This window comes from Paenibacillus vini, from assembly GCF_018403325.1.
GTDB classification, from domain to species: domain Bacteria; phylum Bacillota; class Bacilli; order Paenibacillales; family Paenibacillaceae; genus Fontibacillus; species Fontibacillus vini.
Genome location: NZ_BOSL01000014.1, coordinates 153,711 through 166,706, shown reverse-complemented (window position 1 = coordinate 166,706; position 12,996 = coordinate 153,711). Strand labels below are relative to the sequence as shown.

General features: G+C 48.0%; 11 protein-coding genes and 2 tRNA genes. 3 read left to right on the top strand and 10 right to left on the bottom strand.

Going from position 1 to position 12,996, the window contains the following annotated elements; translation table 11 throughout:
- Positions 1-169: 169 nt before the first annotated feature.
- The 4 genes from KJS57_RS19750 to KJS57_RS19735 form a co-directional block, all read right to left on the bottom strand.
- Positions 170-243 (bottom strand) — tRNA-Gly (locus KJS57_RS19750).
- 39 nt (positions 244-282) lie between these two features.
- Positions 283-359 (bottom strand) — tRNA-Pro (locus KJS57_RS19745).
- 120 nt (positions 360-479) lie between these two features.
- Entirely contained in the window at positions 480-2,603 is a 2,124-nt protein-coding gene (locus KJS57_RS19740; RefSeq protein ID WP_213656078.1) for a putative bifunctional diguanylate cyclase/phosphodiesterase, read from the bottom strand.
- 214 nt (positions 2,604-2,817) lie between these two features.
- The gene (locus KJS57_RS19735) at positions 2,818-3,780 is read right to left on the bottom strand and encodes an aldolase catalytic domain-containing protein (protein WP_211022082.1); all 963 of its coding nucleotides are present in this window, start codon (positions 3,778-3,780) and stop codon (positions 2,818-2,820) included.
- A 234-nt stretch (positions 3,781-4,014) separates the two neighbouring features.
- On the opposite strand from KJS57_RS19735, the gene KJS57_RS19730 reads away from it, so the two are divergent.
- The 3 genes from KJS57_RS19730 to KJS57_RS19720 are packed head-to-tail and all read left to right on the top strand — an operon-like array spanning position 4,015 to position 6,495.
- Entirely contained in the window at positions 4,015-4,257 is a 243-nt protein-coding gene (locus KJS57_RS19730; protein WP_211022080.1) for a FeoA family protein, read from the top strand.
- Positions 4,254-6,278 carry a ferrous iron transport protein B gene (gene feoB, locus KJS57_RS19725; protein ID WP_213656077.1) on the top strand — a complete coding sequence of 675 codons (2,025 nt, stop codon included), beginning with the start codon at positions 4,254-4,256 and terminating at the stop codon, positions 6,276-6,278. Before KJS57_RS19730 ends, feoB begins: the two co-directional genes overlap by 4 nt.
- 46 nt (positions 6,279-6,324) lie before the next feature.
- A complete protein-coding gene (locus KJS57_RS19720; RefSeq protein WP_211022076.1) occupies positions 6,325-6,495 on the top strand; it encodes a FeoB-associated Cys-rich membrane protein in 171 nt (56 codons plus the stop codon).
- A gap of 84 nt (positions 6,496-6,579) precedes the next feature.
- On the opposite strand, the gene KJS57_RS19715 is transcribed toward KJS57_RS19720, so the two are convergent.
- From KJS57_RS19715 to ilvC, 6 genes are all read right to left on the bottom strand, one after another.
- Positions 6,580-7,686: an ATP-binding protein gene (locus tag KJS57_RS19715; RefSeq protein ID WP_211022074.1), complete on the bottom strand. Its 1,107-nt coding sequence runs from the start codon at positions 7,684-7,686 to the stop codon at positions 6,580-6,582.
- A 301-nt stretch (positions 7,687-7,987) separates the two neighbouring features.
- Positions 7,988-8,410, bottom strand: a complete 423-nt coding sequence (locus KJS57_RS19710) for a hypothetical protein (protein ID WP_213656076.1) — start codon at positions 8,408-8,410, stop codon at positions 7,988-7,990.
- A 242-nt stretch (positions 8,411-8,652) separates the two neighbouring features.
- Positions 8,653-9,198: a peroxiredoxin gene (locus KJS57_RS19705; RefSeq protein WP_211022070.1), complete on the bottom strand. Its 546-nt coding sequence runs from the start codon at positions 9,196-9,198 to the stop codon at positions 8,653-8,655.
- A 193-nt stretch (positions 9,199-9,391) separates the two neighbouring features.
- Entirely contained in the window at positions 9,392-10,471 is a 1,080-nt protein-coding gene (gene leuB, locus KJS57_RS19700; protein ID WP_211022068.1) for a 3-isopropylmalate dehydrogenase, read from the bottom strand.
- Between the two features lie 212 nt (positions 10,472-10,683).
- Complete coding sequence (locus tag KJS57_RS19695) at positions 10,684-11,793, bottom strand: glycerol dehydrogenase (protein ID WP_213656075.1); 1,110 nt, start codon at positions 11,791-11,793, stop codon at positions 10,684-10,686.
- A 177-nt stretch (positions 11,794-11,970) separates the two neighbouring features.
- Positions 11,971-12,963 carry a ketol-acid reductoisomerase gene (ilvC, locus tag KJS57_RS19690; protein WP_211022065.1) on the bottom strand — a complete coding sequence of 331 codons (993 nt, stop codon included), beginning with the start codon at positions 12,961-12,963 and terminating at the stop codon, positions 11,971-11,973.
- Positions 12,964-12,996: the final 33 nt, after the last annotated feature.

Here is a 12,996-nt window from a genome sequence, read left to right as displayed (position 1 = left end):
TTGTCGATACGCTTTTACGCACAGATCTCGCCGTACGCAAGTATCCTAGCTACGCGGGGACTTGGCTCCTCCCGCGACCGGACTTTCACCGGCTAGAAGATGCGTGCTTAGCTGGGCACGCAGACAACAAAAAAAGTTGCCCACCGGCAACTTTGTCGTTAGTGATGTATGGAGCGGGTGATGGGAATCGAACCCACGCTACCAGCTTGGAAGGCTGGAGTTCTACCATTGAACTACACCCGCGTATGTATGAAAATCAGACCCGCTGAGTCTAAATAATCATGGTCGGGACGACACGATTTGAACATGCGACCCCCTGGTCCCAAACCAGGTGCTCTACCAAGCTGAGCTACGTCCCGAAGCTTCACTTTTGAAAAATATCGTTCGTGAAGACAAAATATAATATATCACTTTTCCCTTTACGTTGCAACACCTTTTTTGATGTCCTTCCTAAGGCATGAAAATAGAAAGAAAAATCCTTAGCCGGCAAGCCGGCTAAGGAACTGACTTTCAAGCACTCGGGCCGGGACGGGTTTGCTGAACAAGTACCCTTGGCCTTCGTGGCAGTTTTGACCTTTAAGAAATTCAAGCTGTTCTTCGCTTTCCACACCTTCCGCGGTGACCTTCAGTTTCAAATGATGCGCCATCGTCGTAATGGTGGAAACGATCGCGGCATCATTTCCATCCAGCATAACCTCTTTTACAAAAGAGCGGTCGATTTTCAAACGGTCAATCGGCAGGCTTTTCAAATAATTAAGCGAGCTGTAGCCTGTTCCGAAGTCGTCGATGCTAATATGTACTCCCAAACGCTTCAGACTTTGGAGCTGGTTCAAGGCCGTATCGATATCGAAGGTCATGCTCTCCGTGACCTCCAGTTCCAAATATTTGGCATCCAGGCCAACCTCTCTCAAGATCGCATCCACCTTGTCTGCCAAATTATACTGACGGAACTGGCGCATGGATAAATTCACCGAAACGCAAACCGGCTCATATCCATCCAACTGCCATTTCCTGTTATGCTCGCAAGCCGTTTTAAGCACCCATTCGCCTAGAGGTACGATCAGACCGGAATCTTCGGCCAACGGAATGAAGTCATTGGGCGGAAGCAATCCCCGTTTGGGATGATTCCAGCGGACCAGCGCTTCCATGCCGACCATCTTTCCGGTGAGCAGACTGAATTGAGGCTGATACTCCAGAAAGAATTCGTCCCGTTCCAGCGCTTTTCGCATATCGTTCTCCAATTCCACTCTGGATTGGGTACGCTTCTTCATAGCTTCCGTATACCGGATGAATATCTGATCATGCTCTTTCGCATGGTGAACCGCCATATCCGCGTATTGGATCAGCTGATCTACGGAATCACCGTCTTCGGGATAAATCGAAAGCCCCATACTTAACGAGATGTGGTACTCGGTCTCATCGATCAAAATAGATGGATCCACCGACACAAGCAGCTGCTCAGCACGCGACTCCAGTTCGGTTACCTCTTTGGGACCGGGAAAAATAACGGCAAACTCATCTTCCCCCATCCGGAACACCTTTTCTCCTTGAAGGCATAGTCCGCTCAAGCGCTCTCCCACTTCCATCAGGAGCTTGTCTCCCGCGCTGTAGCCCAAAGAATCGTTTATTGCCTTGAACCGATCGATATTAATAACCGCCACGCCCGTTCTCACCGGCTCATCCTTCCCGTGGGACGTCAACAGCGATCCAAGAAATTCCTTCATACGTCTGAGATTAGGAAGACCTGTAAGATCATCGTGATAAGCCATATACTTCATCTTCGCTTCGATCGCCCGCTGGCCCCGAAACGGTTCATCAATCGTCAAATGATAAACGCCCTTAAGCACGAAATAATAAGAAATTACGATATACCAGCTGCCCAGGACATGGGCCAGTCTGGAATCCCCCGGAATGCCTGTCATCAGCAGGGTGAAGCCCATCATCATGAACATCAAGGCGCGAATCACTGTCAGAGCCGCTCTAGGGCGCTCTTTACGGTGACGATAAAGAATGGAGAAAATGCCTGTGGCATATAACGCCAATATCGCAGACATTAAAACCATTTTGACTGTGATATTCTGAAACTCAAGCAAACCCGCAGGCAGATGGTTCTGATATGTATATAATGAGACAATTCCGGCCGCTGCAACAAGAGCGGTACCCGAAAACACGAATATTTTATGTTGGCCTGAAACCTGCCGGTCTGACGTTGAAAATATGATCAACATTCCCGCCGCACACAATAGATGCGAAATGATTAAAAATGCATTTGACAAGCGCAGTCCGGTCTCCAGACCGAACAGCTTGATCCCGCTCGTTCCTGCGGCATTGAGAAAGCTCAGTATTCCCAGGATGGAGAATAACACCGCAGAGTAAAGCCGCTGTTTTGACAACTTATCCGTGAACAAAATCCACCCTTGGGTAAAAATCGCGAAAGAAACGGCACCGCAGACCAAACCTGCTACAAGCTGCAAAGTTTGCAGCGATTCCGCGGCATTTGAACGGTTTCCACTCCCGGCGGCAAACATAACGACACCGAGCATCACCGCCAAACCGAGTCCTCCCTGGATGATCGTTGCCCTCTCCTCTGTCCTGATTCCCATTCGTGTTCAACCCCCGGAGGTAATTATCTGTAAAGCTTCCTTGTAGTACAATTCAACAAAAACCGACCTTTTCCTGCCGGCGAAATTAAAACCTTGTAAAAAGCGCATGAATATTCATAAATTTTGTTCAAAATTCACGAAACGGTGTTTTGAAAGAATGCCATAACAGGTAAAAGTCCGGCACAAAATGGGCCGAACTTTTACCCTGAATCTATTATTTTTTGTTATCGAAGCTGACTTCTGGCGTCGTTAATTTATCGTAGAAGTCAACCGCCTTGTCTTTATCCTCTGAAGCCCGGAGAGCCATGGCAGAACGAGGATGCTCGTCCAATGATCCGGTAATCATGTACGGAATGAGATAGCCCCATTCCTCTTTCTCGCGAAGCGGAATAAGCAATTGCTCCAACACTTCGAGCATCGGCCGCAGCTTGTAATTGGTATTCTTCAGATGGGTTACCAAAAGCTCTGTCGGGCAATTTCCTGCTGCTCTTCCCATGCCGTATACCGACGCATCCAGGAATTCAACTCCCAGATCGGCGGCAACGAGCGTATTGGAGAATGCAAGCTGCATGTTGTTGTGCGTGTGCACGCCCAGGCGCTTATTCGGCAAATGAGTTTTGAATTTATTAACAAGGTAATCCATATCTTTATAATCGAGACTTCCATACGAATCTACAATATATACAACGTCAACAACGCTTTCTTTAATCATTTCAAAGGCTTCAAGCAGCTCGTTTTCCATCACGTTGGACAACGCCATGATATTAAGAGTAGTTTCATAACCCCGATCATGGAAAACCTGAACCAGTTTCAGGGCCTTGTCCACATCCTTGACATAGCAAGCGACCCGGATCAGATCCAGCAGGCTTTCGCTCCGCGGCAAAATATCATTCTCATCCACACGGCCGATATCCACCAAAGCGGACAGCTTGGTATTTCCTTTTTGAGGAATGACCTTCTTGAGAAAATCATCGTTCAAAAACCGCCAAGGACCCGCTTGATCGGCTCCCTTTAAAAGCTTGGGCGAGTTCTTGTAGCCGATTTCCATATAATCCACACCCGCCTCATTCAGGCCGGCGTACAATTTCTGCACGAACTCCACACTGAAATCCCAGTTATTGACTAAACCTCCGTCGCGTATCGTACAGTCGACAATCTTGCTTTGATTTTCCTTCATCCCTACCGATCCCTTTCCCTGTCTGTTTTACTTTCCATCTTACTTGAATCGAAATCAAAAAGTAAAGATGAAGAATCATTTTTAGGTATGATATTTATCACAGTTCGACTTTTCCTGCCATGATATATTGAATTGAATCCAATTGAGAGTGATTCTCAATGATTGAATGAAGACATATATACGTAAACATAAATGATTTTTTTAACATCCTAAAAAAGGAGCGAAAAATGACCGATGATACCATGCCAAAGCTGTTTAACAAGCTTACAACCCGGCAATTCGGGGTCCATCTGCAGATTCGGCAACATAGACCCCATTCTTAAGCGGCGCCTTGCCGACCTGGGCGTAGCCGAAGGTTCGAATATCACCGTCAAGCGTTGCTGCTTATGGGGTGGACCTATCCTGCTCGAATGCGACGGACAGCTATTGGGCATTCGTCAGAAGGAAGCGGCGAAGATTGAGGTGTCGGTATCATGAGCGGAGCTGCATTAATCGGAAACCCCAACACGGGTAAAACATCTCTGTTCAATACGCTTACAAGTTCATACGAGTATGTGGGCAACTGGTCCGGCGTGACCGTAGAGAAGAAAATCGGACAGCTCAAAGACAAGAGCGGCCCTCTTACCGATCTCCCTGGCATATACTCACTCCATCCTCTATCCCGGGATGAAGGCGTGGCCGCTGAATATCTGGTCACGGACTCCCCTTCCCTGCTCATCAATATCGTCGATGCCTCCCAACTTGAGCGGAATCTATATCTTACGATTCAACTGCTTGAATACGGTAAACCCGTCATTATCGGCTTGAACATGATCGATGTAGCGAAAGCCCGCGGGCTAGCTATCGACACGGCCTATTTATCGGAACGTCTTCATACTGAGATTGTGCCACTGATAGCCCGAACCGGAGTTGGAAGCAAAGAGTTGCTGTCATGCATGAACAAAACAGAAGAAAAGGATTTATCGCCCTGTTTTACGATACATTACGGAGCCGTTATCGAAGAAGCCATTCTCGGTATTTCCCGGGAAGTAAATTCGGAGCTGACTTTCTCAGGCTTATCCCCTCGTTGGATTGCACTGCAAATACTTGAAGATAACCCCGCAGTGATGAACTCTTTAGCTCTTACAGAAGCGACTCTGTCCCGCATTCGGGCAATTAAGGAAGATGCGCTGAAACAGCTCCGCATGAAAGAAGATACGTCATCCCTACAGGATTACATCCGTTCCGTGCGTACGGAGATAATTCAGGACATCTGCGCATCCGCAGTCGATCAGTCGAACCGGAAACCGCATACTTTAACGGAAAAGATTGATACCTTCGCAGCCCATCCGGTATGGGGAATTCCGATCTTTCTGGCCTTCATGCTACTCACCTTCGAGCTGACCTTCGACTGGCTTGGCAACCCGCTTTCCGATCTGCTCGATGCCTTCATTTCCGGACCGTTAAGCACTCTTGTTGAGCAGGGGCTAACAGCAGTGGGTGCCTCCGGTTTTACACACGCCCTTATTATTGACGGCATCATCGGCGGGGTGGGCGGGGTTCTCGTATTTATGCCGCAAATATTCATTATGTTTCTGATTATCTCGTTTATCGAGGATTCGGGATACATGGCCCGGATTACCGTTATGATGGATAAATTAATGGAAATGGTCGGTTTAAACGGTAAAGCGCTAATTCCTTTTATTATCGGATTTGGCTGCAATGTTCCGGCGGTCATGGCTTCAAGAAGCATTGAACAGCCGAAGGAACGAACGCTGACCATGCTTTTGGTCCCGTTGATGTCCTGCTCCGCACGCCTTCCCGTTTATGCGTTATTTGCCGGCATCTTTTTCGCAAATTCCCAGGCTTTGATCGTTTTATCGCTTTATGTGATGGGCATTGTGCTTACACTGGTTCTTGCCAAGCTGTTTTCCCTGTTCCTGTTCAAGGACAGCAAATCCTTCTTTATGGTCGAGCTACCTCCATACCGAATGCCACAGACGGTAACGTTATTCCGGAGCACCTGGGAAAAGGGAAAAGGCTTCCTGCGTAAAGCCGGAACCTTTATTCTAGGAGGCTCTGTCCTTATCTGGCTATTGACCTATCTCGGCCCGGGAGGAATCGCGGCAGAAATGGATGACAGCTTCCTGGCTTCCATCGGCGGTCTGTTCGCAGCCTTGCTGGAGCCATTGGGCTTTGGAACTTGGCAGTCGGGCGCCGCATTGGTTACCGGGTTTATGGCGAAAGAGGTCGTCGTTTCCACGATGAATATCATCTATCATGTGCCTGATATGGCTGGCCTTCAGGAACAGATTTCACTGGCTTTTACACCGCTGCAAGCTTACAGTTTCATGGCTTTCGTCCTTCTTTACACACCTTGTCTGGCTACGGTAGGCGTGTTGCGCAAAGAGACGGCGTCATGGAAATGGACGTTGTTCTCTGTCGGTTATTCCTTGGTCCTCGCGTATACGGTGGCTGTAATCATTTATCAAGGCGGAAAATGGATCGGACTAACATAGATGCTGCATTTATTGATAAGGGAAGTAATGAAAGGAGTCTGTTCAAATGGCTGATATTGTTATTATCACGATTGTTTTCTCTTATGCGGCGTTTGCTCTATACCGCGGAATCCGCAAAAGCAAAAAAGGGGCCTGCTCGTCCTGCTCCCAGCGGAAATCTTGTTCCGCGGTCTGCAGTGATTCTCCGGCACCGCCATCGACTCCTAAATCGAAATAAGCATCCTGCTTACTCGTTTGCATAATGAATAAAGGGGCTGCCCTGACGTGATTTCACGCCAAGGCAGCCCCTTTATTAATATAACTATTGAACTAGCGGAAGGGAGATCACGAATACGGTTCCCGTGCCCTTCATACTATCGACGTAAATATTCCCCCTGTGATTTCTAATAATTCGGTAACTGACCGATAACCCCAGGCCAGTCCCTTTTTCCTTAGTCGTAAAGAACGGGTCAAACAAGCGGCTCAGCATCGCCTTCTCCATTCCGTTCCCGTTATCCCGGATTGAAATATTGACATATTTCCCGTCCGGCACGGCCTCTATCTCAATCATGCCGGCATGCTCCCCGCCGACTTCTTCGATCGCATCCATTGCATTTTTGATCATGTTGAGAAGCACCTGCTTGATCTGTTTTACATCAATCGATACCTTTAGACCCGCCTCAGCCTCTTTTAATTTAATTTCGCAACCCATCATGAGCGCCTCGCTCTCGGTCAGAAGAATGACCTCTTTTAAAAGGGACGCGATGCTTATCGCTACTTTTTGCGGGGCCGAGGGCTTCGAGGAATTTAAAAATTCATAAATAATATCGTTAGCCCGATCAATCTCATTTAAAATTATGCGGGCGTATTCATCCCTTCCTAACTGGACCAGATGAGGCCTGAGTAATTGTATGAACCCCCGGATCGCCGTGAGCGGATTACGGATTTCATGTGCGATCGCGGCCGAAATCTTCCCCAGCATCGCCAGTTTGTCGTTCTGGTATGCCGTTTGTTCGATCTGCTTGAATTCGGAAACATCCTTGATGCTGAACAAATAATCGCCTTCCATTTGGTCTCCGTATGTAACTGTGGTCAACCAGTACCTGCCGTATTCATCGATCAGTTCATGATTCTTTTTGCGATAAAAGATCGTCTCCCTATAAAGCCGTAAAATTTTTCTTTTCTTGAACTTGCTTAAATGCGGGTGTCGAAGCAACTGGAGCAAATTACAACCGATCAGAGAATGACGCGGAATTTCCAGCAGCCTGGCCATTTGCACATTAATAAAAGTCAAAACACCATCGCTGTCAAACAGCATAATACCACTGTCAAGATGTTGCAGTACGTTTTCGTACTTATTCTTAACAGACTCGGTTGATTGATACGCTTTAACGGACTGGAGCAATGTCTCCTGGAATTCGCTCAACAAGTCGGTTCCCCCTTTTTCTCCGAATGATCTTTCAGCCTCTGACGACAACTAACGATCACTATGCGGAAAGCCCATATCACCCAGATCTGATATGAGACTTCACCTCTCCATCTTGTTTCCTATTCCATGAGCTTGTCCTATTTATATAATAAATCGATGACGATTGACGGGCACGAAAACGGCCTATTTCAATCATAGTAAAGACTTCCAAATATCGTCAATCAGAGATACTGTCGAAAAAAAGGGGATACTCTCGCAAAAGCACAACTCTATAAAAAAGTAATAGCCCCCCGGTGGGGAGCTATTTCATCTCTCTGCTATTCTTTTGCAGCAATCTCGCTCTACGCCGGCTCATGACGGCCAGCCGCTTTTTGAGTTCATTTTCCCATTTCGAATCGCCGATCTGCTTTGCTACCGTCAGTAAGTCCAGCGACATGTCGATCTGACTCTGAACAACATCCAGCGGATCCTCATCCTCACGGTTCACGCAATTGCCGAAGATGGATTCCTCGTCTTCCATCACGAAATCCTGGAAATCGATCTCCGACAGTCCGTCGCCATGCGCATATTCGGCCAATACCTCATACTCGTTTTCCACTTTATAGTGAACTTCCACCCGATGGCACACCGGGCAAAATAGCAGGGGAACGTTATGAACCTGGGTCCGGTAATGCTTTAAAGTCCCTTTCGTTCCTATCATGCTTGCACCGCAGCAAAAACTCATTCCCCATCACCCTTTCCCATACAGGTTTTGTAAGACCTGGATTCCTTGAAAAGTCGATTGCATATAATTATTCGAGATCCAGCTTGTAAATTCCTCCAACAAATTGCTGCTCGTTCATTAAATAGGATAAGCTCAAACTTGTACTAAAATGCGTCCAGTCTGTATGCTCCGGAGATGCGGGCAAAAAGCCCCCTGCAAACGGCTTGCGTCTACAGGGGGCCTGAACAGCTATTTACTTGATATTACGCAAAGAGATTCTTGTCCCCTGGTTTCCAGTTCATCGGGCACAAACCACCGGATTGAAGGGCTTGAAGCACACGCAGAGTTTCTTCTACGCTGCGGCCTACATCATTGTGGTTTACCACTTGATATTTAAGCTCGCCATCCGGATCGATAATGAACAGTCCGCGGAGAGCTACGCCTTCCTCTTCGATCAAAACGCCGTAATCGCGGGCAACGCTCTTGGTAATATCCGAAGCCAATGGGAAGTTCAATTGACCCAAGCCATTGCTGTCTTTCGGAGTATTGATCCATGCCTTGTGGCTGTGCTCGGAGTCAACGCTGACACCCAAGATTTCAGTATCCAGGTCCTGGAATTGGGAGTAAGCTTCGCTAAGCGCCGTGATTTCTGTAGGACAAACAAATGTGAAATCCAATGGATAGAAGAAGAATACCAACCATTTACCTTGATAATCGGACAATTTCTTGCGTCCGAATTCCTTACCGTCACCGGTTACGATCGCCATATCAAAATCCGGTGCGGGTCTTCCAACCAAACGTTCTGCCATTTGAAAAGGCCTCCTTTTGAAATATGTAAGAAACTGATAAGTTTCTGTATACACATCATTCATTTTCAGTTCGAGACTACATTTCAAATGGTATCATTCGATAAAATCAAAGTCAATATTATAACCACTTCTTAATTATAATTATTATAATTAAGGTTTTATCTTGAACAATTCATCATTTATAAACGATATATTATTTCTTCATTGTTGCTACGATCAGGTCACCCATGGCTTTCGTGCCAATCGCTTTACTCTTGTCAACCGCGATATCGCCCGTACGGTGACCGGCATTCAGTACGTCCGAAACAGCGCGCTCAATCGCATCAGCCGCATCGGCATACCCGAACGTCATGCGGAACATCAGGGCTACCGAGAGGATTGTTGCGATCGGATTGGCCAGGTTTTGACCCGCGATATCAGGCGCAGAGCCGTGTACCGGCTCGTACAAGCCGAAGCTTCCTTCGCCAAGCGATGCCGAGGACAGCATGCCGATCGATCCGGTAAGCATCGCTGCTTCGTCGCTCAAAATGTCGCCGAACATATTTTCCGTAACGATTACGTCGAAGCTCGAAGGACGGCGAAGCAGCTGCATTGCGCAGTTGTCGACCAATACATGCTCCAGCTCGACATCCGGATATTCAGGAGCGACTTTGATTACGACCTCGCGCCATAAACGGGAGGTTTCCAATACATTGGCCTTGTCAACCGAAGCAAGCTTCTTGCGGCGTTTCTGGGCAATTTCAAACGCTTGGCGAACGATGCGTTCCACTTCGTTGACATTGTAGGCGCAAGTATCGACCGCTTCCTGTCCATTCTCTGTTTCGCGGCGGAATTTCTCGCCGAAGTAGATGCCGCCGGTAAGTTCGCGAACGACCATGAGGTCGGTCCCTTCCAACACTTCCGGTTTCAATGTCGAAGCATCCTTCAAGCAATCAAATACAACGGCCGGGCGGAGATTGGAGAACAGGCCGAGCGCTTTGCGAATTCCGAGCAATCCGGTTTCAGGGCGCAGTTCCTTAGGATTGTTGTCCCATTTCGGACCGCCGACGGCTCCGAGCAGAACTGCATCCGCCTTCTGACAGACTTCCAGCGTTTCTTGCGGCAGCGGCGTTCCTTTCTCATCGATGGCGATGCCCCCGAACAAGGCATGCTCCGTTTCAAACCGGTATCCGAACAATTCCTCCGTACGTTTCAATACCTTTTCCGCTTCCGCAACAACTTCCGGTCCGATTCCGTCGCCGGCGATGACCGCGATTTTTTTCACTTCTGCCATATCAATACAACTCCCTTTCTCTCAGTAGCTCACTCGTAAAGATCCTAACCTAGTTGTATCATAACCTTTGACCAGAAAACAAAGATATAGAATCTATTAGATTAATAGGTTTTAACTATAAGCGATCTGCAGCTTTAGAAATTAAAAAAAAGCCGCTAATCGTTAGCGGCTTCAACCCACTGAAGATCTGGAGTTTTTATTGGCAGTTACATTTACATTTCCTCATCATAAGCTTCGGCAAGCGCATTGGCGGCAACAATCGCATTGTAAACGTCATCCGGCGTTACGGGAAAAGGCATATTTCCCATCGTGTCGCCTTCCGCACAGGCGTCCGCAGCCACTTGACGCCATTCTTCCTCAACGAACTTCTTAACTCCGAGATCTTGCAATGTCAACGGAAGTCCCACCTGTTTTACCAGGGAGATCACCATTTCGATTTCTTCATGGGGCGCATTTTCCAAGACGAGCTGAGCCAGCAGACCGAACGTTACCTTCTCCCCGTGCTGGGCATGATGCAGCGATTTGACGGCGGTCATTCCGTTATGAATGGCATGCGCAGCTGCCAACCCGCCGGATTCAGCTCCCACTCCGCTTAAATAAATCGTCGCTTCAATCGTGTTTTCTACCGCTTTGGTTACAACCCCGTTATCCACGGCAATTTTTGCTTGGACTGCATTCTCCAACAGGGTGTCATAGCAAAGTTTGGCGATTCCAAGACCGGTCAGCGAAGGCTTCATCAGAACCAAATTATCTCCCACCGAACGGTAGCAGGCTCTCGCTTCAAAATACGTAGCCAGAGCGTCTCCGATGCCCGCCGCAAAGAAACGGGCCGGCGCGGCAGCCAGGATGCCGGTATCGGCCAACACCACATCGGGATTGCTGGGCAGAAACAAATATTCGTCAAAAGAACCGTCAGGCTTGTAAATTACCGCCAGCGCCGTGCAAGGTGCATCCGTAGAAGCAATGGTCGGAAAAATGACGACCGGAAGCTTTTCGTAATAAGCAGTGGCTTTGGCCGTATCCAGCGTTTTCCCTCCGCCGATACCAACGACGATATTGGCCCCCGCCTTATGGAGAAGATCGCGATGACGCTGTATTTCTTCCTTGGTGCATTCGTAATTGAATTTCTCAAATACGGATTTGCCCCCGCCTGCGGCAATGGATTGCCCCGCTTCCTTGGAGGCGCGTTCCAAAATAAATTCGTCGCAGATCACATAGGCGCTGTCGCCGAAATGCTTCATATAGTCATAGATCTTCTCCAGCAAGTCTTGCCCGATAATAAACTTTTTGGGAGAGGTTACGGATTTTACGGTTTTGGTCATGTTGTCTTCTCCTTTTTACTTATCTGAATTCCTCAGAAATTCTGAGCCTCCAAGTTAAGTTGGACGATTCCGCTCCAAACTAAACATAAAACCGGACTTTCTTTCACGCAAAAAAACGAAAAAAGGCTGCGGGTCCTATGACTCCGCAGCCTTTACTATGTTCTTGTGCTTAATTTATTACTTTTTGATCCAGTGCATCAATCCGCGAAGCTCTTTGCCGACCACTTCGATCGGATGGTTAGCTTCGTTGCGGCGAGTAGCCGTCAGGAAGGCACGGTTCGATTGGTTTTCCAGGATGAAGTCGCGTGCGAATTTGCCTTGTTGGATATCGGACAGCACTTCTTTCATCGCTTTCTTCGTTTCTTCTGTAACTACGCGAGGACCTGTAACATAGTCGCCGTATTCCGCTGTGTTGGAGATGGAATCGCGCATCGTTGCCAAACCGCCTTCATAGATCAGGTCGACGATCAGCTTCAGTTCATGCAAGCACTCGAAGTAAGCCATTTCAGGAGCGTAGCCCGCTTCTGTCAGCGTTTCGAATCCGGCTTTGATCAGGGCGCTAACGCCACCGCACAATACCGCTTGCTCACCGAACAAATCAGTTTCGGTTTCTTCGCGGAACGAAGTTTCGATAACCCCTGCACGAGTACAACCGATACCTTTCGCGTAAGCAAGGCCGATTTCTTTAGCTTTGCCTGTAGCATCTTGATGAATCGCGATCAGACCTGGAACGCCAAAGCCTTCGACATAAGTACGGCGAACCATGTGGCCCGGCGATTTCGGAGCGACGAGCAAAACGTCGGTGTCCGGGGACGGTACGATTTGGCCGAAGTGAACGTTAAAACCGTGAGCAAACAACAGAGCTGCTCCCTTTTTCAGGTTTGGAGCGATTTCGCTGTTGTAAACAGCCGCTTGAGTTTCATCCGGCATCAGGATTTGAACAACATCCGCACGTTTTGTAGCTTCCGCTACAGGCAGAACTTCGAATCCGTCTTCCTTTGCTTTATTGAAGGATTTACCTTCACGAAGACCGATGATGACTTGAAGTCCGCTCTCGCGCAAGTTTTGCGCATGGGCGTGGCCTTGGCTGCCGTAACCGATGATTGCGATTGTTTTTCCTTTTAATACGCTGAGTTCTGCATCTTGTTCATAGTACAAAGTAACTGCCATTTTCTAAAGCCCTCCCATAGTATGCGGGTATGC

What these genes read in the sequence shown, in the direction of transcription:
- KJS57_RS19740 (WP_213656078.1), bottom strand. Translation starts at nt 2,603, where the DNA reads ATGGGAATCAGGACAGAGGAGAGGGCAACGATCATCCAGGGAGGACTC.
- KJS57_RS19735 (WP_211022082.1), bottom strand. Translation starts at nt 3,780, where the DNA reads ATGAAGGAAAATCAAAGCAAGATTGTCGACTGTACGATACGCGACGGA.
- KJS57_RS19730 (WP_211022080.1), top strand. Translation starts at nt 4,015, where the DNA reads ATGATACCATGCCAAAGCTGTTTAACAAGCTTACAACCCGGCAATTCG.
- feoB (WP_213656077.1), top strand. Translation starts at nt 4,254, where the DNA reads ATGAGCGGAGCTGCATTAATCGGAAACCCCAACACGGGTAAAACATCT.
- KJS57_RS19720 (WP_211022076.1), top strand. Translation starts at nt 6,325, where the DNA reads ATGGCTGATATTGTTATTATCACGATTGTTTTCTCTTATGCGGCGTTT.
- KJS57_RS19710 (WP_213656076.1), bottom strand. Translation starts at nt 8,410, where the DNA reads ATGAGTTTTTGCTGCGGTGCAAGCATGATAGGAACGAAAGGGACTTTA.
- KJS57_RS19705 (WP_211022070.1), bottom strand. Translation starts at nt 9,198, where the DNA reads ATGGCAGAACGTTTGGTTGGAAGACCCGCACCGGATTTTGATATGGCG.
- leuB (WP_211022068.1), bottom strand. Translation starts at nt 10,471, where the DNA reads ATGGCAGAAGTGAAAAAAATCGCGGTCATCGCCGGCGACGGAATCGGA.
- KJS57_RS19695 (WP_213656075.1), bottom strand. Translation starts at nt 11,793, where the DNA reads ATGACCAAAACCGTAAAATCCGTAACCTCTCCCAAAAAGTTTATTATC.
- ilvC (WP_211022065.1), bottom strand. Translation starts at nt 12,963, where the DNA reads ATGGCAGTTACTTTGTACTATGAACAAGATGCAGAACTCAGCGTATTA.